Annotated in this window: 16 protein-coding genes; 10 read left to right on the plus strand and 6 right to left on the minus strand. The window is 43.1% G+C overall.

Annotated elements, in window-relative coordinates; genetic code table 11:
• The first annotated feature begins 562 nt into the window (after positions 1-562).
• The 5 genes from CH376_RS20170 to CH376_RS20195 all read left to right on the plus strand — a co-directional run bounded on the left by CH376_RS20170 (position 563) and on the right by CH376_RS20195 (position 4,804).
• Positions 563-1,492 (plus strand): fatty acid desaturase family protein, encoded by a 930-nt coding sequence (locus tag CH376_RS20170; RefSeq protein ID WP_100787730.1) that lies wholly within the window; start codon positions 563-565, stop codon positions 1,490-1,492.
• Positions 1,493-1,565: 73 nt separating this feature from the next.
• Positions 1,566-2,492 carry an aspartate carbamoyltransferase gene (gene pyrB, locus CH376_RS20175; protein WP_100787729.1) on the plus strand — a complete coding sequence of 309 codons (927 nt, stop codon included), beginning with the start codon at positions 1,566-1,568 and terminating at the stop codon, positions 2,490-2,492.
• A gap of 6 nt (positions 2,493-2,498) precedes the next feature.
• Positions 2,499-2,864: a DUF2203 domain-containing protein gene (locus tag CH376_RS20180; protein WP_100787728.1), complete on the plus strand. Its 366-nt coding sequence runs from the start codon at positions 2,499-2,501 to the stop codon at positions 2,862-2,864.
• A complete protein-coding gene (locus CH376_RS20185) occupies positions 2,848-4,074 on the plus strand; it encodes an LL-diaminopimelate aminotransferase (protein ID WP_100787727.1) in 1,227 nt (408 codons plus the stop codon). Before CH376_RS20180 ends, CH376_RS20185 begins: the two co-directional genes overlap by 17 nt.
• A 421-nt stretch (positions 4,075-4,495) precedes the next feature.
• Positions 4,496-4,804 (plus strand): hypothetical protein, encoded by a 309-nt coding sequence (locus tag CH376_RS20195; protein ID WP_100787725.1) that lies wholly within the window; start codon positions 4,496-4,498, stop codon positions 4,802-4,804.
• Positions 4,805-5,176: 372 nt separating this feature from the next.
• Here the strand turns inward: CH376_RS20195 and CH376_RS20200 are convergent, their stop codons facing one another.
• The 3 genes from CH376_RS20200 to CH376_RS20210 form a co-directional block, all read right to left on the minus strand.
• Complete coding sequence (locus tag CH376_RS20200) at positions 5,177-7,573, minus strand: hypothetical protein (RefSeq protein WP_125231992.1); 2,397 nt, start codon at positions 7,571-7,573, stop codon at positions 5,177-5,179.
• Positions 7,574-7,959: 386 nt separating this feature from the next.
• Positions 7,960-9,006: an LVIVD repeat-containing protein gene (locus tag CH376_RS20205; RefSeq protein WP_100787723.1), complete on the minus strand. Its 1,047-nt coding sequence runs from the start codon at positions 9,004-9,006 to the stop codon at positions 7,960-7,962.
• 10 nt (positions 9,007-9,016) lie between these two features.
• Positions 9,017-12,511 (minus strand): tetratricopeptide repeat protein, encoded by a 3,495-nt coding sequence (locus tag CH376_RS20210; RefSeq protein WP_100787731.1) that lies wholly within the window; start codon positions 12,509-12,511, stop codon positions 9,017-9,019.
• 570 nt (positions 12,512-13,081) lie between these two features.
• Between CH376_RS20210 and CH376_RS20220 the strand changes: the two genes are divergently transcribed.
• From CH376_RS20220 to CH376_RS20240, 5 genes are all read left to right on the plus strand, one after another.
• Positions 13,082-14,254 carry a CBS domain-containing protein gene (locus CH376_RS20220; RefSeq protein WP_100787721.1) on the plus strand — a complete coding sequence of 391 codons (1,173 nt, stop codon included), beginning with the start codon at positions 13,082-13,084 and terminating at the stop codon, positions 14,252-14,254.
• Between the two features lie 147 nt (positions 14,255-14,401).
• Positions 14,402-15,853: a transcription termination factor Rho gene (rho, locus tag CH376_RS20225; RefSeq protein WP_100787720.1), complete on the plus strand. Its 1,452-nt coding sequence runs from the start codon at positions 14,402-14,404 to the stop codon at positions 15,851-15,853.
• A gap of 20 nt (positions 15,854-15,873) precedes the next feature.
• Positions 15,874-16,077 (plus strand): 50S ribosomal protein L31, encoded by a 204-nt coding sequence (rpmE, locus tag CH376_RS20230; protein WP_100787719.1) that lies wholly within the window; start codon positions 15,874-15,876, stop codon positions 16,075-16,077.
• A gap of 58 nt (positions 16,078-16,135) precedes the next feature.
• Positions 16,136-16,927, plus strand: a complete 792-nt coding sequence (locus CH376_RS20235) for a pentapeptide repeat-containing protein (RefSeq protein ID WP_100787718.1) — start codon at positions 16,136-16,138, stop codon at positions 16,925-16,927.
• A complete protein-coding gene (locus CH376_RS20240) occupies positions 16,924-17,112 on the plus strand; it encodes a hypothetical protein (protein WP_010575424.1) in 189 nt (62 codons plus the stop codon). The genes CH376_RS20235 and CH376_RS20240 overlap by 4 nt, the downstream gene beginning before the upstream one ends.
• A gap of 124 nt (positions 17,113-17,236) precedes the next feature.
• On the opposite strand, the gene CH376_RS20245 is transcribed toward CH376_RS20240, so the two are convergent.
• The 3 genes from CH376_RS20245 to CH376_RS20255 all read right to left on the minus strand — a co-directional run.
• On the minus strand, positions 17,237-17,959 hold the full coding sequence (locus CH376_RS20245) for a hypothetical protein (protein WP_100787717.1): 723 nt from the start codon (positions 17,957-17,959) through the stop codon (positions 17,237-17,239).
• Between the two features lie 315 nt (positions 17,960-18,274).
• On the minus strand, positions 18,275-19,555 hold the full coding sequence (locus CH376_RS20250) for a FecR family protein (RefSeq protein ID WP_100787613.1): 1,281 nt from the start codon (positions 19,553-19,555) through the stop codon (positions 18,275-18,277).
• Between the two features lie 2 nt (positions 19,556-19,557).
• Positions 19,558-20,580: adenylate/guanylate cyclase domain-containing protein (locus tag CH376_RS20255; protein WP_133124671.1), on the minus strand; the 1,023-nt coding region annotated here is incomplete at its 5' end.

Here is a 20,580-nt window from a genome sequence, read left to right on the forward strand (position 1 = left end):
AAAATAGAAAAAGTAAAATGGATCCTCCTCGGGAATGAACGATCTTTTTTATGGAATCAAGAATCGAATGCGGATTCGAGAAAAGAGTGACTTTTGCGGAGGATTTGTCGGAACTCCGGCGAGAAGAATTTTACTTTAGAATATAAGATTTTTATGATAGAGGGGCGTCTCTCGAGCTTTCCCGCGAACCCGCCCTCCACACGAAACTCAGCGCGGCGCTCTTTACGGATCGCGCCGCAGGGTCGCCCGCGACTTTTTACGGGCGATTGCGGGTTTCCGACAGATTTTTCTAAAGATTCAATTCATCTTTATATACAGAACCTGTCCCAAAACTGGGACAGGTTCTTGCGGCTTGATCTTTCCGACAAAATAAAATATGATTTTGGGGGCGCGCTGGAAGTTATATTTCGAAGGCAGGGTCCCACGTTTTGATTCTCTGGAGATTCGTTTTGGTTTTTGCGGCCTGAAAGTCGTTTTTCTAAGTATTCGAAAGTTTCCAATTTTCAATTGTAGAATTTTTGCTCTTCTTTGAAAAAGGAAAAAGCGATTTCCGGATTCAAAGATGACAAACGCGCCTCGAAGAAACCTTCCCGAAAGTAAAAACAGAATGATCGCCTTTTTGTTAAGCGTATTCTTCTTGTCTCTCTACTTCGGAAACGCGAGCGGTTTTTTTTCTTCTCCTTGGTCGATCTGGATTCTTCTTTTTTTCTCCGCGATTTTTTCTTACACGCTCTGGGCTCTCATTCACGAATGTGTTCACGGAAATTTTTCGAACTCCCGCGCCGAAAGTCATCTTGCAGGAAGGATTCTTTGTATTCTTTTTGGAACTCCCTATCAAGTCGCAAAGACTGCGCATCTGATGCATCATAAATTCAATCGGGAGGAAGGCGAGAGGATCGAATTTATAGAACCGAACGGAATCCCGGTTTCGATTCAGAAATTCTTCTATTACCTAAAACTTTTGCAGGGAACTTATTTTTTGGAAGTCGCCGGCGGTTTTCTTTTATCCTTGCCGCTTTCTTTTTCGATTCCTTTTGCGGAAAAATATTTTTCCCGTCTTCCGGTGCAAAAGGCTTTTTTCAAACAGATTCAAAAACCTGAAATCGTTCGCGAGTTGCGGATCGATTCTTTTTGGATTCTTTTTTTGTTCGGAATCGCTTTTCTTTTTTCGGGTCCTTTCTTCTGGGTCTTGGTTTCGGTTTTGATTTTAAGAGGATTTATCGTCTCCGTTCTGGATCATTCGTATCATTACGGAAAAGACATCGACGATTCTTATTCTTCTTACAACTTAGGAGTTCCCAAAGTTCTGTCCTTTCTCTTTCTCAATTTCAACTATCATCGGATTCATCATTTCTTTCCCGGTTGTCCTTGGAATCGTTTGCCCGATCAGTTTGCAAAGACGAAAGATCGAATGGATCTTTCTCTCTTTCGACAAACGTTTCGGCAATTCCGCGGGCTCTTGGCTCTTCCTGAAAATTCCAAGACTTCTTAAGAAAGTTTAAATTTGCGGATACGGCGCTTCAATTTGATTGTCAAAAGGGGCATTTTTTACATTCTGTCGCTTAATGTCCTATAATCATAAGAATGTCTTGGATACCGAGCAGTTCTCGAAGGCGGATCTGGATTTTCTCATCGGAAAAACCAGAGATATGGAACGCCTTGTGGAACAGAATAAGGCCTTCGGGATTTTGACCGGAAAACTTTTGGCCTCTCTCTTTTTCGAAGCCTCTACGAGAACCCGTCTTTCTTTTGAAGCCGCGATGGAACGTCTCGGCGGAAGGGTGATTTCCACGGTCGGATTTCAATTCTCCTCCATCTCAAAAGGTGAGACGTTGTATGACACGATGAAGATGATCGAGGCCTACGCGGATATCGCTGTAATCCGTCATCCGGTAGAAGGCTCCTCGCGAATCGCAGCCGGAGCCGTGAAAATTCCCGTGATCAACGCGGGCGACGGAGCCGGACAACATCCGACTCAGGCTCTTCTCGATCTTTATACGATCATTTCCGAAAAAGGAACGTTAGACGGTCTTACTGTCGCTTTTATCGGAGATCTTAAATACGGAAGAACTATCCATTCTCTTATCAATTTGCTCAGGCACTATAAGGTTCATCTTTATCTCGTCTCTCCGCCCGAGTTGGCTCTTCCGGAATCCTACAAAAAAGGTCTCGAAGGTTTTCCGATCACTCTGGAAGAGACGGCGGATATCAAATCGGTTTGGGATTGCGACGTCGCATACGTTACGCGCATTCAGGAAGAAAGATTCCCGGATCACAAAGAATACGAAAGGCTGAAGGATCTTTTTAAGATTAACAAAGAGCTGATTCTCGCCTCCAAGAAAGACACAACGATCCTGCATCCCCTTCCAAGAGTGAACGAACTTTCGACGGACGTGGACGATCTTCCGAACGCGGCCTATTTCAGACAGGCGAGATACGGAGTCGTAAGCAGGATGACTCTTCTTTGTCTTTCCTTAGGACAGGATTTCTAATTTTTTTTGGAACGTAAAATCTGGACATACGAAGAGGCGCGTAAAATTCTACCCGTGATAAGGGAGATTACGGAAGAATACTATTCTTATGTATCGGAACTGACGACTCAGCTTCGGGAAAAAATTCTTCCCGAGAACGAAATGGAACAGAAGGAAGAATCGATTCGGATTTCGATCTTCGAATGGTCTTCCAAAGTTCAAGAATACGGAATCGAAGTCAAAGGTCTTTGGCTGATAGATTTCGATCACGGAAACGGATATTATTGCTGGCACCTCGGAGAAGAGGATCTTCTTTTCGAACACGGTTACGAAGAAGGTTTTGCCGGAAGAAAATTAATCGATAGGGAAAACGAAGATGGCGAACATCAATGAGAATTATTTAAAATTAAAAGCGGGATATTTATTTCCCGAGATTTCGAAACGTGTAAAGATCTATTCCGAAAAAAATCCTTCGGCAAAGATCATTCGTTTGGGAATCGGAGACGTTACGCTTCCGATCGTTCCTTCCGTCGTGGACGCGATGGTCGCGGCTTCGAAAGAAATGGGAACCTCAGGAGGATTTCACGGATACGGACCGGAACAAGGATATTCGTTTTTGCTAAAGTCGATCGCGGATCACGACTATGGAACTCTGGGAATTAAGATCGACGAGAGCGAGATCTTTGTTTCCGACGGATCTAAATGCGATTGTGGTAATATTCAAGAAATCTTTTCCACCGATGCGAAGATCGCGGTAGCCGATCCCGTATATCCCGTATATGTGGATACGAACGTGATGGCGGGAAGAACCGGCGAAATCGGAGCCGATGGAAGGTATTCCAATTTAATCTATATGCCCGCGACAAAGGAGAACGGTTTTCAGCCGGAGATTCCCAAGGAGAAAGCGGACATCATTTATCTTTGTTATCCGAATAACCCCACCGGAACCGTAACCACGAAGGAAGCCCTCAAAGCCTGGGTGGAGTATGCGAAGAAAAACAATTCCATCATTCTTTACGATTCCGCTTACGAAGCCTTTATCAGCGAACCGGGCGTTCCGCGTTCTATCTACGAAGTGGAAGGAGCAAAAGAAGTCGCGATCGAGTTTCGTTCCTTTTCCAAAACCGCGGGATTCACCGGATTACGCTGCGCTTACATCGTCATTCCGAAAGAACTCAAAGGAAGAACGAAGTCAGGAGACGAAGTGAGTCTCAATTCTCTTTGGAGTAGAAGACATACAACGAAGTTCAACGGGGTTTCGTATGTCACTCAGAAAGGCGCCGAGGCTTGTTATTCCGCCAAAGGAAAAAAGGAAATACAAGAATCCATTGCATACTATATGTCCAACGCCGCGAAGATTCGGGAAGGTTTGAAAAAAGCGGGATACGAAGTGTTCGGCGGAGTCAACGCGCCTTACATTTGGTTGAAGACATCCGATCATCTTTCCTCATGGGACTTCTTTGACCGACTTTTGGATAAGGCTCAAGTGGTGGGGACTCCGGGTTCCGGGTTTGGTCCCGCCGGAGAAGGTTATTTCCGTCTCAGCGCATTTGGAAAGAAAGAAGACGTAGAAGAAGCAATCGCAAGAATCTCCTCGCTTTAAGAATTTTTTATAAAAGCAAAAGCCGATCGCTTCCCGTGTGCGCTTTTTCACGAATCGTCGGCTTTTGTTTCGCTTCTGTCATTTTATCATTTGAGCCAATGAAGTCCGCGCCTGGATTTCTTAATTTTCCGCAAATACAAATCCTCTTTTATTCCTTTTGCGTTAAGGATTGGAATTTCGACTTCCAGAGGGAAAATAAAAATCTGCAATTTTGAAAATACATTTCCCATTATCGTTTTTGATAAGCGAACTTTTATTTCCAAGTTGCTGTCCGTTATAAAATTCAAATCAAGAAGAATTAAGAAAATATAATAATACTTCTTTTCTGACTTCGGCATTGGAAAACTGTGTCCTTTGAAGGCGAAAAAGTTAGACGAAATCTATCGCCTTCGGAAACGACGAAAGATTCAAGGAGTATTCGGTGAAAAAATATCTATCTGCCTGTATCGGCATTCTTCTATTCGTAGGCTGTTCTATGAATACGCGGACTCTTAAAAAGACGGAAACGGAAGCCGTGATTCAAGGGATCGGAATGACCGAATTCGAAGCAAGAGAAGCGGCTCTCAAGGAAATTCAAGGAATTTTCCCTGAGTACAAGGAGTCAAAACCAACCGAATGCAAACAAGAATATTACGCTTCCGGTCGAACTACCGGAGTCGGAGCAAATCAACAGTATTCGGCATCGGGCAGTACGTATTATAGTTGTATTGTATTCGCCGCCAAGAAATAGTCCGAAAGAATTCAGGTTAAGTTTTGCCTTCAAAAAATAGAATCCGGCTTCCGATCTGAAGAACAAAAACCCGAATCGGAATTTCCGATTCGGGTTTTATACCGCACTTTCTTGTTTTTATCGATGTCCGCCGAGTTTGAAAAGTAGGAACTCACACATTGCAAGCTCGAAACGCAGAATTCTTCTTTCCTTAAGTTCGGCTCTCAATCAAACCATCGAACCGAATTGTTTGTTCCGACAAAGTTTTTGCCAAAAAAACTTGTTGAAAGCGGTTCTTTGTTTTCGTTCGGAGCAGAATTCAGTCCGAGTTTTCTACCGTCGGCTTTGATTCTTTCAACGTAAACACATTCAAAAAATTGAATCTATTTTTTATCAAGGCGAGCAGTTTCCGTTATATTCGAAGGCTCCGATGGAATATCCGAAAGAACCCGTCGGCACCGGCGCGGGAAGAATGTTTGAAGTTCTAGAAGTTCCCCTAATGTCGCGTTGATAAAATTGAGAGATCGCCGGAGGATAAGCGGGATCAACTCCGCCATAAACGGAATTACATTTTGAATTCGAATTCAGTAAGAGGACGTTCAAATTTCCAGTCGGATTCTGGAATAAAGGATCGTGACTGAAGTTAGTTTGAGTCGCATTCGTAAGAGGCGTAAGACAAAGAAAAGCATCTTTCAAAGGACTCGGTTCTATGCCGCACACTCTAAAAGGTCCTCCCGGAGAGGAGGAAACCGCGGGGTTACAACCGAAGAAATTATTTCCTCGGATATCCGAGGCGGTATTGACGTTGTTTGTATCGTAGTTCAGGCATATTCGGTTCGTAGCCGACGGATTCGTAAGAAACTGATTGTTGACCAACTTTAAGTTAACGGCTCCGGTGCTCTGATGATGGATGCCATAGGAACGAGTCGTTCCGTTTCCGCCGAATATCGTATTGTGAATAACGTAAAAGTTCGGTGAGTTGATCCGCAAAGCTTCGATACCTTTCGAAGTGACAGCGTTTACCGTTGGAGTTCCGTTTACGTGATATGCATTGATGATATTATTTGCGATCACTAGGGTCTGAGTAAAGTTGTCGGCCATGTTGTTGATCGCAATTCCAACGGAAGAATCAATGCCGTCGTTCAAATTGAGATGAGATGCCCCGCTGATCGAGTTGTTGTAAACATACCCCTGAGTGTCGTTGAACAATCGAAGTCCGATCGACATCGAATTTCCGCTCCCGCCTAAGATATAATTTTCGGAGACTATGAAAGAGTTTCTTACGTTGGACGCATAGATGCCGGATCTCGCAAGCATCAAGGCGTAAGGCGCGCTCGAAGCCGTTCCTAAAATCGTGTTTTTGTTGATCGTCAGAGTAAAAGCGCCCGTGGAAATATTATCCAGCCATATTCCCGTTGCAACTCGGTTGTTGGAATTTGTGATAAGAGTAAAGCCTTGGATTAAAACGTCGGATGTCAAAGTTAAGGATCCGCCGGCGATCGGAGTGCAAGAGGTAAGGTCGCTTCCTCCGCAGGCTCCGACTCCGAGATTGTCTTGAATCGTAGTCTGATTGGCGACAATATCCCTAGATTGAAAGTCCATGCTGAAGCCTCCCAAAAGTTGGAGCTTATCTATCAATACGATTCTATCGGCAAGAGTAGTGATTGAATAAGACCCTTGAGCGACGAGGACAAAGCACGGGGAAAGAGTGTTACACTGGGAGATCGCATATTGAATGCTATTGCAGGAAGTTGCGACAGTACCGCAGGAACCAACGTTCGTACCCGTTCCGTTCACGTATTTTATTTGATTTGTGACCGTATAACTCGTAGGCTGCGGGAGATTGAACGGACGGTTGGTTCCCGATTCCGTACATCCCGAAAGCTGAATACATTGTCTTAAACCGTTATTCCAGTTGATGTTCGGATGGATCGTAAGTCTATTCGTGTTGTAATCTGCGGCGGTCAGTGGAAGCGCAGACGTACTCATGTTACCGAAACAGTAAATCGGAGGTGCCGAAAAGTTGCAACTCATCGGAGTTACCGGTTTTGAAAACGTAAGAATCACGTCGTCCAAGGAGCCTATCGCAGTTTGATCGACAGGTAAGGAATCGAGCAAACTCAAACAATTCACGTTAAGTGTCACGGGCGCTCCGTTTATAGTTCCGGAAGCAGGGGGAATCGTTTCGATTATGCAAGTGTGCTTATTAGGATTGGAAAGAATGGAAGCGGAATACGAAAGCGAGTCTGGAATCTGAGCCGAAAAAGAATAAGTCCCATCGTTCGTAACATTCAAAGTATCAACGGCTCCGTTCCGAACGGAAAGTGTTCCGCTCGCGGAGTTTGAAATTCCAAAAACGTTCACGTTTAAATTGAAGAATTTCGTTCCGCAGTTGATCTCAACAAGATTAGAATCCGGAGTGATCATTCCCTTTGGATTTGTGATCGCACAAGTTTGGCTCGGAATTGTAACTGGTTGCGAAAGAATGGAAACCGAAAATTCGGAATATTTCATTTTTTTGTTTGGAAATTCAAAATCTCCGTTACCCGAAATCGTAAGAACTTCCGAGTCCTGATCTGAAATCGTAAAAGAAGCGCCGCTCGCCAATCCTTGAACTCGAGCCTTGAGTTTGAGCGGCGTTTGTGCGTTCGTAAGAAAATTGGAGAAAATCGCGGTATCAAAGATGGAGCCTCCTTCCGGTTTGCGGACGCAGGAAGAAAGGGTAAAGAAACTTAGAATCAAAAGAAAAGAAGCGTATTTGAATTGTCTGAAATTATAATATTTATTCATCGATTTATAAAGAGATATCCTGTAAAAACAACAAATCGTGATTCTTGATTTTATTTCTTTTTCTAAAGCCGAATTCACTTCTTATAGAATGCGAATCCTAAAAAAATTGTAGAATCGGTGCTGGGTCGAGGAGAAGAAGATCAGACCTTTAAAACGGCTTCAGAATAGCGGTACGGAGGAGAAATAAGAGTTTTTGAATTGTTTTAGATCCTCAAAATCCGAATTCGGATGATTTAGGGGAGGGGTTATTCGAAAGAAAGCGGACATACGGAAACAAAAAGGATCCTCCGGGGAAAATCCGAGGAAAAACAGAGGTTCCCAATTCTATTTTTTTCAAGTCGAACCTTGGAACTGGCAAATCGATCCGCGAGTTGTTTCCAAAAATTTCATTCTACGATCCTTTGAAATAACGAATCTTCCGAAACGGAAAAGGTGATAAATTCTTTCCCATGCGTAGTAAATAAAAAATTTCCTATTTTGCGTAAGGCGCGGAGAGAATCAAAACAATACAAATCGTTTTTGCGGGGATCGTAATCGTCTTCCTCTTCGTCCGATTCCTGGGATTTATTTTTCACTTTGGAGGGAATTTCAATGTATTCTTTTGAATTACGATCTTCGAAAAGTTCGAATAAAGGCAGGATCCTTTTTTCCTTTCGATCCAAGGAAGCGTAAGAATAATCGAAACAAAGCAGCACGTTCCCGTCGGAAAGAGCGATACAATCTACGGGTTCGTAACGAATTGCAATCGGTTCGTCGATCTGCTGGAGATTCTTATCCAAGATTAGAATCGAAGAGAATTCTTTTTTTCCCTTTTTGGTTTCTCCATATAAGACGATCTCTTCTCCGATCGGATATATTTTGGACGGTTTGAAATTCGGAAAACTTTTTTTATCCTCGTTTTTAAGTGTTCCGCCTAACGCGGAAATGGTATATAAGAATTCCCTGTTGTTTACGAATAAAAAATTATCTCCGAAAGGAACCAGTTTTTCCACAAAACCCTTGTCCGTTTTTTGAATAGGAAACGGTTGAATCGAGTCCGGTTTTTTTAAGTCGACGATCCCGATTCCTTCCCAGTTCATCGCAAGGATCGCCTGATTCGAGGAAAAATGAAGATCGTAGAGGTCGTAACCCAATAGGACGTAGGATTCCAAAAATTTCGGATCTGATGGGTCGTAGAGATCGAATTCGTGAAGGGCTCTTCTGCTTTCGGTTGCATACAACTTCTCTTCCCGGATCGCGAGACTTCCGATCGAATTTTGAAATCGAATCGAACGAACCTGTTTTGGATCTGCCGGATCGTTCAGATCGAGAACGTGAATTTCTCGAGCATCTCCGTACAAGTCGCAGATGTAAGCGTGGTTTTTATGAATTACAAATCTGTTTGCGGAACTCAAGGGGATTCTTTTCAGAAGTTTTAATTGCGCTTGATACATTCTTTTTTCCTCAATTGAGAGAGTTTAAAAAATCCTGATATGTTTGGTCTCCGCTGATCTTGGAAAAGTCGGTTTCCGCGAGAATCTTTTTGCGGTCGTAGGTTTTCGGTTCGAGGGAAACCGCTTCCTTCAGATAAGAAACCGCTTGAGATGCATCCTCCATCCGGGAATAGAGACAGGCCGCGTTGAATTTAGCCATTGCAAAATACTTTCTAAAGATGTCCGCGTATTGTTCGTTGATATCGGGTCCGATAATTTTTTCCATATCCAGAGCCGACTTATCTTTTTTATAATCGAAACGGCTCCAATCCATCGAAAAGAGTTTTTGAAAAAGCTCTTTTGCTTTTTCTAAATTTTCATTTTGAATATAGAGCACACCGAGGTTTCCAGCAATCAGAACGTATTCCGGTTTTCGCAAATCCGTTTTTTGAAGAATTTGTTCCGTTAGTTCTTCCAATTCGTTCATTTTGTTCTCGTTCTGAAAAGCCCAATGGATCGAAAGAAAACAGTTTATGATCGTTTCGTTATCAAGCGTTTTGGCGGTCTTTACAATCGTTTCGGAATTTTTCTTTTCCCTCAGGCGATTGAAGACGATTTTCGCAAGTTCTTTCGGACTTACTTCGCGATAATTTTCGATAAAGTAGGAAAGATGGTTCAAGAATACCGGATGATCGTATAGTTTTTCTTTCAAAAATGAATCTTGATAGAAAAGTTTTAAAAAAGGAAAAAGCTCCGCGTCTTGAGTTTCCCATTCGAGAACTTGTAAAAGTGAAGACTCTAAACTTTCTGAGTTTAGGATCGCCTTGGAAGCTAAAAAAAAGTTTAAGGAAGGGTTTCCCGGTTTTAGATAGTGAACAATTTTTTCAGGAGAAAGAGTGCCTAACGTTTCCAGGGTTTTGTATTCTTCCGCTTTTAATTTTAAGTAGGTTTCCTGTTCGGAGAAAACGAGCTTCGGATATTCCTTTTCCAAAACCTTGGAAAATAAATTCATCCGAAACGAACTCAGTTGCGCCGCGAATCGGCCGTTGTTATAAAATTCTTTTTCAAAAAGCGCCTTCGTTTTTTCGTAAAACGCGTAAATTTCTTCGGAAGTAATTTTACTCCAATCCGTATGAGTTTTGAGTAAGAATAGGAAAAACGCTTTGTTGAGAACGTAATCTTCTTTCCAGAGATCGGAAAGGATTGTCTTTAATTCTTCCATCGCACTTTTTAATCCGTATTTATTTTCGATCGTTTTCACTTTCAGAAATTTGAGAAAGGGGTTGTCTTGAAATTCTGAAAGTGTTTTGTTTAAAATCTCCTCGCATTCTTCCTTGGATTTTGCGAAAGCCTCGACGGCCTTTGCCGAGCATCCGAGTTCCCAGGTTTCCAACTGCTCTTTCGTAAAGGATATTTGCGATTTGAGAAAAGTCAGGATTGCCGCGACTTCGGCTACGGTTGAGAAAAAGTTCTCTTCGTTTTTCTTTGCAGACTTCTTTTTATTTTCGGAATAGAAAAGCGCGAATCTTTGCAGAAGATCGAACGGTTGATCCTTGAGGGCTTGCAAGAAGGATCGAAATATCGAATCTTTTACTTTTCCATTTTCCATGTTTTCGTAATAGAGTTGGAATCCCGGTTCGCTATCGTAAAGAAATCGATTCCAGGTCGAGGATTCGTTCAGGCTTTCGGGAGAATTTTCGATGACCTCTTCAAAACGAGACCATCGATTTGAAGGCGCTTGTTTGGACCACTTAGAATAAAATTCTTCCATGTAGAATTGGTTTCTTTTGTGAAGTTCGTGAATGAGCGGATGAATGTCCTCCGCTCCGATCTCGTGAAAAACGGGGGCGAGGTTTCGGGTAACGTCTTCGTTGAAAGAATCCCGATTGTATCTTTCCAAGACCTCCGTCAAAACTGGAACCGCGGCTTTCGCCTGCCGTCCAAGAGTAAACAAACGATCTTCGAAGACAAAATCCCAGGCGTCTCCAAACCAAGGAAATTCTTCCGGCATACAACGAATCAATCCGATGATCTGGTTGATATATTCTTCCGTTGCGTTTTGAAGAACGGGACTGATTTTCGAGGTCCAGTCGCCGGACGAAAGTCGAGTTCCTATTTCCATAGCTCTGAGTTTAAATCCGGGATGCGGAAGTTGTTCCAATCGAACGAGAGCTTCCTCAAAAGAGGGTTTGAGTTCCTCTCTGTAGGTTTCGGGAATTCCCAAATAGGAATCCACGAGAGTATATGAAAATTCTTGAATATATGGAATGGCTTTTGTGTAAGTATCCTCCAGAGGTTTTGGAGAATTGAGAAATACCTTATTCTGAAAATCTTTTGCCGTTTGCAAATGGACTTCCGGTTTGAACTCGGCCAGTTTCCAAAAGAAACTCGAGAAGTAGGAGGATGGAAAGAATTGAATTTTTTTCCAAACGGCGGACAAATCCGAATCCTGTAAGCCGGAAGCCGCGTTTTCGGACAAAGATAAATCGGAAGGGGCTTCTTCGCTTTTTAAGAAGGATCTTTTCCATTCCGGTTTTCCGATTACGGTTTCCGTTTTCTGAAGTGAAAAAATTCCTCCTTGAAAGAGCAATTCCTTCCATTCCGGATGGGAGTCTACGAGTTCGAGAAGACGTTTGTATTCCTTTTGATCCGGATTTTCCAAATAAGCGAGAGAGAAGATCAATTCCTCCGCGGAGGAAACGTTATCTTCCTTTTGAGAAGAGTTTTGGTGGATCGTAAGGTGAGGATTTTTCTCCAAGGATTGAAGTTGGATCGCCGGCAAAACTTCCAAAAGAAAAGGTTTTCCCTTGTAGTCGTAACAATCTTGCGAATCGATCAAAACGTAGAACGGAAACTCTTTCGGAATTTTTGCAAATCGTTCCTCTTCGAAAAGAGTTTTGACCATTTCGCTTATCATTTTAGAAAAAAGAATCAATTTTGTATGAACGTGAAGATCGTTTCCTTTTACTTTTTTTCCTTGGAAAGAAATCGGAAATTCTCCCTCTTTGAGGTCGTAAATAAAATCGTAATATTCGGAAGATTCTCCCGGAGGATAAGAATCCGCGTCCCAGATCATTTCGTGATTGAGGCCGAGAGCGGAAGACGCGGTTCTTTCCTCTAAATCGAAATGAACGGAATCCATTACCGCGTTGCAGAATTCGTAATCGGACATTTTAAAAAGAAATCCGTTGAACGGTTTGAAACGGTGCTTTCGCAGATTGTCCTCCGTTAGACTCTCTTCTAAGTTCTCCAAAATTCTTCCGATACGGCTTTCGAGAGGTTCCGAAAAATGAAACGCCGCATTCATTTCCTGAAAGTGAGCGAATAAACTCTTCGTAGAATTCGAATCTTCCTCATAAAAAAAGTCAGTAGGACTTCCTTTTTTGGTTTGGCTTTTTTCGTTTTTAAAAATCGAAGATAAGAATTCGGACGCGCCGTCGTAATCGTATTGGTCCAGAAAACGGAAAAAATGAGAATAATAATCGGAAGAAGAATTTTCCTGGGGAAGCGTAGGTTTTAGGATCATGATTGAACCTCGGATGTAGATTTTCGAATTTGATTTCTTTGCAAAGAGCTCATCGGATTTCTTTTGGGGATTTGTCGGAACCTTGATTTCAAACAACAAAGTCTGTTTGATAACTCGCTCTGGAATTTTTTGCAAGAGATATCAAATTACAACTTGATAATTTTAAGAGAATCTAAGTTTCTCTTGAGTTCCATGGGATCGGATTTGAAATCAAGATGGAATCGGCAATTGAAAAGGGAATCTAAGAAACGATATTTTTTTAAGCTCACTTTCCGAAACGCAGGGCGCTTATATCCGATTCCGTAGGAACTCCCGCAAATTTTATTTTCAAGACTGGGAGCCTGTTTGGGGAGTCCGTATCGACGAACCTTCTTAAAAGTAGGAACTCACACAAATTCCGTCTGAACGGAAGAGCACACTTCCGATCCGGTTTCTTTTGCGGAATCTTTGAGCCCGAATCTTTTCCGGAAACCCCGTTTCTCGCGCGAAAAAAGAGAAGAATTTTCTTCCCATCCGAAAAATAAGAGTATTCTGACGCCGATTCGGCATTTGAGAATCTCGCCATCCTCCATGAAAATTGAAGCCATATACAGATACTTTCTCATCACTCCGGCGACTCATCTTCCCGTGATCGATGAATCCGGAAATCTCGTCGGGCTTTTATCTCGCAAATTGATTCAAATGGAAATGGCGGACTTAAGTTCTTCCGACCGGGAATATTCGGCGCTTCCGGATTCTTTTTTAGAAACGGAAATCCCGGAATCCTTCTTTCAATACTTCCAAAGACAGAAATCGATTCCCGTTCTCGCAAAAACAGGGGAAAAAAAGGAAGAATGGGACAAGGTCCAAGTCATGGCCGGTTTGGGAAAACTCGTTTCCGCGACTCGACCGGTCGAACCTCCGACCGAAGAAAAAAAACAAGAACTGGAACAGAGTTCCCGCGCTTGGTTTATGGAGCTGATTCTCCAGAATTTCCCGGACGGACTTTTGGCGACCGATCTCGACGGAAGTTCGATTTTTTACAACGAAACCTTTGAACAGACGATTCTTACTAAAAAATACTTTCGGGATTCGATTCTTCAGGCGGAGAGATTGCTCAAGGAAATGAGCAAGAATCTTCTGGCTAATTACTTAAAGACCAACGAACTCCGCTTGGAAGGAAATTCTTCCTTTTCTCTTCAGACCTACGTGAACGAACTCGAATGCAACGTAAGAATCATCGTTCTCAAACAGGGCTCTAAGATCGTAGGTTATCTCTATCATTTCGTTTCTCCCCGTTCCGGACTCGGACAACAAGATGAAAACGGTCTGGAATTTCCGTCCGTTAGCGACGCATTTCTGCAAAAACTTCCTCTGGAAACGATGCTCAAAGAAGTCGAGAGCGCTTTTATTTTTCATTCTCTCAAAAGAAATCAGGACAACATTTCGCATACCGCGCTCGAGTTAGGAGTTCCTAGAACCACTCTTCAAAACCGGATCAAGTTTTTGGAACTGCAGAGCCGTTATTCTCTTTCCAGGGAGAATCCGATCCCCCGTAAAAAAGCGAATGTTTCTCCGATATCCGAAACAGCTTCTCTTGAAAAAGCCACGAGGAACATTGAAACTTCAGCGGTAACAAAACATTCTTCCTCCCCGAAGAAAAAAGCGAAGAATGTTTCGAAATCTTCGATTCTTCCGAAGAAAGGTGCCTCTTCGAAGTCCGCTTCTTTCAAGACTCCGGCAAAAAAAAGAAAGCATCGTTGAATAATTTCGTTGACAACGTTCCCTTCGATCCTTTATCTCAAGAGTAGAGCCGATCTTAGCAGATCTCTCTTTCCATCCTGTATTCTCAAAAATAAAATCTCAAAAAGGCGAATCCTTCCCCTTTTTTAAACTCAAGTAGCTCCTTATATGGCAACAGCAAGACGAGACAATAAAAACAGACACCACCACCAAAATAATAACCACAACCAAAACGATTCCGAAACCACAGAATCCGTCGAAGAAGAAATTACCGGACAAGAGTCTCAAGATTTTGAATCCTCGGATAACGCGGATCACCGCGCTCGGAAACGCAAAAGAGGCGGTTATGACGGTCCCACTCCTTCTCCGATCGATCTCGTAGAACTCAAGAAAAAAGCGATCGGCGACTTGATCGAAGTCGCAAAAGGTTTGGGCGTTGAGAACACGGGGGGCTTAAAAAAGCAGAACCTAATCTTCGCCATTCTCCAAGCACAAGCCGAAAGAGACGGTCAAGTGCACGCTGCGGGCGTCATGGAAAAACTTCCGGACGGTTACGGCTTTCTTCGTTCTCCGGATTATAACTACGTTCCGGGTCCGGATGATATCTATGTTTCTCCTTCTCAAATTAAACTTTTCGGTCTCAGAACGGGAGATACGGTGGAAGGTCAGATCCGTCCTCCGAAAGAATCCGAACGATTCTTTGCCATGCTTCGTGTGGAAACCGTCAACGGTTATACTCCGGATGTCGCCGGCAAACGAGCCCTTTTCGACAACCTAACTCCTCTTTATCCGAACGAAAGACTCAAGATGGAATACGATCCTTCCATGTTGGATACGAGAATTCTCGACCTCATGTGCCCGATCGGAAAAGGACAAAGAGCTCTGATCGTCGCTCCTCCGAGAACCGGTAAGACGATTCTCATGCAGAATATCGCAAACGCTATCACCTCCAATCATCCGGAATGTACTCTGATCGTTCTTCTGATCGACGAACGTCCGGAAGAAGTGACCGACATGGCGCGTCACGTTCGTGGAGAAGTCGTTTCTTCCACATTCGACGAACCGGCTCAAAGACACGTTCAGGTTGCGGAGATGGTCATCGAAAAAGCGAAACGTCTCGTAGAACACGGAAAAGACGTCGTCATTCTTCTGGATTCGATTACGAGATTGGCAAGAGCTTACAACCAGGTGATTCCGACCTCCGGTAAAATTCTTTCGGGCGGGGTGGATTCCAACGCACTTCACAAGCCGAAACGATTCTTCGGAGCCGCAAGGAACATCGAAGAGGGCGGTTCTCTTACCATCATCGCGACCGCGCTCATCGACACCGGATCCAAAATGGACGAGGTCATCTTCGAAGAATTCAAAGGAACCGGTAACATGGAAATCCACCTGGATCGGAAACTTTCCGACAAACGGATTTTCCCGGCGATCGACATCAACAAGTCCGGAACTCGTAAGGAAGAACTCCTGATCGCAAGGGACGTCCTTCAGAAAGTGTTTGTTCTGAGAAAAGTACTTTCTCCTATGAGCATCACGGAAAGCATGGAATTATTGCTGGAAAAAATGAGGCTTTCGAAGACAAACGACGCCTTTTTAGCCAGCATGAACACCCAGTAACCGCTAAAAAAAGGGAAACTATGAAAACTGGAATTCATCCAAACTACCGAGTAGCAAAAATCAGCTGTGCATCTTGTGGAACCGTCTACGAAACTAGAACTTCCATCGGCGATATCAACATTGAAATTTGCTCCGCTTGCCACCCGTTCTTTACCGGAAAATCCAAACTTGTGGATACGACCGGTCGAGTTGACAAGTTCAAGAAAAAATACAAGATGCAGTAAGAGTTTTCACTCTCTCTATCTTTTTTATGCCGTCTAAACACCGGGCAGGAGAAATTTCATGAGCGTAATGGACTTTGCACGGTACAAACAAATCAACGACGACCGCGTCAACTATCGCGAGATGGAAGACGCCACCGTGGTTTCCAATTACAGAAACGTTGGTTGTGGAGACGGCTACCGCATTTATCTCAAAATCGATCCCACCGATCATATCACTGACGCAAGTTACACAACCACCGGTTGCGGTTTCGGAATTGTCGCGCTTGCGATGGCGACGGAATACGCAAAAGGCAAAACCGTAGATCAAATCAAATCCGTAACTCCCGCAGATCTCGAAAAGATGTTCGAGTTCCCGGAAAGAAGGAAGAATTATCCCGAGTCGGCGGTTGCGGCGCTTTTGCAAGCGGTGAAGGATTATGAAAGCGGGGAAGGGGTTCCCAAAGAAAAAAGAATCACCGCTTCCAAGGCTTTCGAGATTCTCAAAGAAAAAGGTTCCCTCAAAGGAGAGGATCTCTCCAGCATCATATTAGAAAAACTTAAATTTGACGGTGTGGATTTTTCAGGGGCCAATCTCGGTCACGCATTCTTACAAAATTCTTCCTTTGTGGGCGCAAACTTTGAAGGTGCAAAACTCAGAGGTTCTTTTTTAAACAACGCGGATCTTAGAAACTCTAATTTCAGAGGAGCCGATCTGCGTTGGGCGAAACTCGCGGGCGCTAACGTGGAAGGCGCGGATTTTACGGACGCGATCTATGATATCGGAACCCGTCTGGATCAGAAACAGATTCATCTATTCGGCGTGATGAAAAAAGAAGGAAAAGATCTTTATCTAAACAAAGAGGCGGAATGAAACCGGGCGACAAACTCAAGATCACCAAACGTACCTTTCTCCACAACGGGATTTTCGTTCACACCAACACGATCGTAGAAGTGATTTCTTTCGAGAATGATAAGTTAGTCGTTCTTTTTCACGACAAAGAAGGCTTTACCCACAATATCGAATCTCTGACTCCTGCGGACGTAGTTCCCGCTTAATTAAGCCGATTGCTCCATTCCTTTCGGTCGATTTTTCTCGATCGGAAAGCAGAGGTTTCTATACTTTCGTTACTGCGATTCTTTTGGGCGGAATCGTTTCCTTTGAAGGAACGCGCTTGTGATCTCAGGCGGATTTGAGAATTTCCCTTTCTTTCAAAGAACCAAAATACGACGCTTCCCAGTTTTTAGTCAGTGTGATGAATAAGATTATATTGAACAATATGAGCAGTCCGTAAATTCCGTAGGCGACGCTCGGGTGTAAAAAGTCCGTACTTTCTTTTATAAGAACCCAGAATATCTTTTGCGCGAAGTTGGAAAGAAAAAATAACGCGCACAACAATCGAAGATTCGGCTGCTTGAAAAATAGAACGAATTTTTTGAAGAGATTTTTCTGATCTCTCGATCCGATTGCAATGAGAAGAAAGAGCAGATATAAAACCTGTGAAGAAGTCGAAAAAATCACGAAATGAGGTTTGTTGAAATCTTGAATCGTAAAGAACTTATTGTTAAATCCGATCAAGAGTCCTACGATGAGCGGACTTACGGTAAGAAAGTATTTGCCGTGAAATTTTATAAGAAGTGAAAGAAAGCTCTGAAAGGACGTTTCTATACCTTGTATCGAAGACGAAGTTAGTTTGTGAAATAGTTTGAATAATCCGTATAAGGGGTAGACCGCCAAAAACAAGGAGACGAGCAAAACGAGTAGAGATAAGATTCCGAGTGATAATAATGTGCTTTTGTTTTGAAAGATGATAGATTGCAGAAAAAAAGAACCTATCACTCCCCAAAAATGAATGTTTTTCAGGATTTCGAGAAGCGTATTTTTGATAATCTGTAAATTATCCATATTCTAATATATCATTGTCGAAAGCGAATGTCCCATCTTACGTGGATCTGTTTAAGATAGCTTTGATTTTATTGAAGGGGTAATTGTAATTTGCGCTAGATCATTCCCCTTTCTCAAGTCAAGTTTGTAAACCATTCACGAAATTCGGAACCTCACGCTCTAACGTCTGTTTGGCGTTCTTGCGATATTTCTCGCGGTGTTTCTCCGCGATGGTTTCTCCGCGATATTTCTCCGCGATATTTCTCAAGCAAAGCTTGAGAGCCGCTCACGACGCTCCGCTGTTCGCCGGCTAACTCGCTCTCTATGGATCGCGAGTTACATTCTTAAAAATTCTCTTTGTTCCTTGTCTTCCCTTTCCCTTCTGCGTTTTTCTTTTTCCTGTCTCTGAATTTCTTCCGGGGTCAGTTCGCGCGGCGGTTTCGGTTTTTTGACTTCTTGGTTTGTAGAAGATCCGGATTTATTGGAATCCGATTTCGATTCCGAATTAGAAGTTTCAGTTTTGTTTTTGGGAGCGCTTGGATCCGATTTTTCTTGAATCTTATTTTGTTCGTACTTTTGTTTTCCGAGATACTCTCCCGGATCGTAACCAGTTCTTGAGGGGCCGCTCCCGTTGTTTTGAGAATTGCCGTTTTGATTTTTATTTTCGGTCTGAGAATTTCCGGAAGCGGTTTTTTCCAGCTTCAAGCCGGATTTTGTATTGAGTCCCGTTTGTCCGCTTCCCGCAGGATTTCCCGAATTGTTTGTATTGTTGGAATTTGCATTCGAACCGGTACTGTTTCTGTAGTTCGGATTACCATTGTCATATTTTCCGTAATTCGGATCCGACGTAGGATCGGAGTAGTTGCTTGAAGAAGAATTCGAATTGGAGGAAGAGCCTGAGGAGAGGGGCGTTCCGGAAGAATTGTTAAGCGAAGAATTACTCGAACCCGTATTTCCCGAGGACGAGCTCGCTGATGCAGACGCAGATTGAATGCTTTCCGTAGTTTGCACGGAAGCGGCGACTGGAAATAATTTTTCGAATCCTTCCAAGGATTTTTTCGGATATAAAAGAACGGGATTGCTCGGGTCGGCCTTGATACTTCCGGAAAGGACCGCGTATTCCAAATTCTTCTGATTCTTTTTCTTTTCTACGTTTACGATTCCTTCCACGAGTTTTAAAACCCCGTCTCCGGAACGGATTCCGACCGAAGAAGGGTTGTCTTTGTTTTCCGGTCTTCTTGTTACCTGCAAACCGCCTACCGAAATTTCAAGGTTGGCGCGATTGTCGAGATAGTCTATGAAGATCATGGAATTCTCCGCGATGAGAATTTCCGTTCCGTCCAAAAGTTTGAGTTTTGCCTGAGAGCCTTCCGCCGTTAAAATTGTATCTCTATTTTGGATCGAATTTCCGATCTCGATGTCTTTCCAAACGACTTCGGAATCGAATTTTCTCTGGATCGTTTTGGATTTGGAAAGAATCGTACCGATGACTTTCTGATTTCCAGTGTATCCGTACTGAGTATAATCATATAAGAATATACTGGTGAATAAGATTATATTGAAGACAAGTAGAACCAGAATGGCTCTGTCGCCTGAAAGAAATCTTTCTTTCGTCATCCTTATTTAGACCCGCCCGGTTTGAATTCCATTCCGATTTGTTTTCTCAGTTCTTTTAGATTCTTTGGACAATTTTTGTCCTTTGAATGACCTAACACCGCATAGATGGTTTGCAGGGATTTTTTTCCCTTAACCTTGATCGGTTTCAATTTTTCGACCACGAACGAACCTTTTACTTTTTCGTAAGAATTTCCGGTGATCAATATATCCGCGCCGAAAACTTTTGTGAGAGATTCCACTCTGGAAGCGAGATTCACTGTATCGCCGATGACTGTGTATTCCAATCGATCTTCGGAACCGATTTGTCCGGCGATGACTTCTCCGGTATTGATTCCGATTCCGATAAAGATCTTCGGCTTTTTATCGGTTCCTCGATTCTTATTGAATTGGATCAGACTCTTGCGCATATCGAGTGCGGCTTGAATCGCTTTTTCGGTGTCGAGTTCCGTATGTCCCAATTCTCCCCAAACCGCCATGATCGCGTCTCCTATGTATTTGTTGACGCTTCCGCCGTTGGCGTTGATACATTTTACCATAGCGGTGAAGTATTGGTTTAAGAATTCGACGACGAGTTCCGGTTCGATCATCTCGGAAATGGAAGTGAAGTTTCGGATATCGGAAAAAAGAATCACACATTCTCTTTTGTCCCCTCCGAGTTTTACTTCGCCTTTGAGGACCATCTCCGCAATGTCCTTGTTCACGAATTTTCCGAAAGCGTCCTTCATTTTGTCGCGATCGGAAAGTCCCTTTCCCATTTCCACAAAGGAAGTCGTCAGTTTTCCGATCTCGTCTCCGGATTCGGCTTCGAGCGTAAGTTGAAAATTTCCTTTTTCGATTTCTTTGGACGCGTCCACGAGTTTAAGAATCGGTCTTGTCAATCTTCTGGAATAAAAGAACACGAATAGAATCGAAACGTTAACTACCACGAACATCAGATAAAGATTTCTTTTTTGAATGTTATAAACTTCTTCGAAGGCTTTTTTCTCCGAAGTACTGGAGATCACTCCTAATCCTGCGTATCCGAT

It is taken from the genome of Leptospira adleri (assembly GCF_002811985.1).
GTDB classification, from domain to species: Bacteria; Spirochaetota; Leptospiria; order Leptospirales; family Leptospiraceae; genus Leptospira; species Leptospira adleri.

Coding starts and splice junctions, on each gene's coding strand:
- CH376_RS20170 (WP_100787730.1), top strand. CDS start 563: ATGACAAACGCGCCTCGAAGAAACCTTCCCGAAAGTAAAAACAGAATG.
- pyrB (WP_100787729.1), top strand. CDS start 1,566: ATGTCCTATAATCATAAGAATGTCTTGGATACCGAGCAGTTCTCGAAG.
- CH376_RS20185 (WP_100787727.1), top strand. CDS start 2,848: ATGGCGAACATCAATGAGAATTATTTAAAATTAAAAGCGGGATATTTA.
- CH376_RS20200 (WP_125231992.1), bottom strand. CDS start 7,573: ATGAATAAATATTATAATTTCAGACAATTCAAATACGCTTCTTTTCTT.
- CH376_RS20205 (WP_100787723.1), bottom strand. CDS start 9,006: ATGTATCAAGCGCAATTAAAACTTCTGAAAAGAATCCCCTTGAGTTCC.
- CH376_RS20210 (WP_100787731.1), bottom strand. CDS start 12,511: ATGATCCTAAAACCTACGCTTCCCCAGGAAAATTCTTCTTCCGATTAT.
- CH376_RS20220 (WP_100787721.1), top strand. CDS start 13,082: ATGAAAATTGAAGCCATATACAGATACTTTCTCATCACTCCGGCGACT.
- rho (WP_100787720.1), top strand. CDS start 14,402: ATGGCAACAGCAAGACGAGACAATAAAAACAGACACCACCACCAAAAT.
- rpmE (WP_100787719.1), top strand. CDS start 15,874: ATGAAAACTGGAATTCATCCAAACTACCGAGTAGCAAAAATCAGCTGT.
- CH376_RS20235 (WP_100787718.1), top strand. CDS start 16,136: ATGAGCGTAATGGACTTTGCACGGTACAAACAAATCAACGACGACCGC.
- CH376_RS20240 (WP_010575424.1), top strand. CDS start 16,924: ATGAAACCGGGCGACAAACTCAAGATCACCAAACGTACCTTTCTCCAC.
- CH376_RS20245 (WP_100787717.1), bottom strand. CDS start 17,959: ATGGATAATTTACAGATTATCAAAAATACGCTTCTCGAAATCCTGAAA.
- CH376_RS20250 (WP_100787613.1), bottom strand. CDS start 19,555: ATGACGAAAGAAAGATTTCTTTCAGGCGACAGAGCCATTCTGGTTCTA.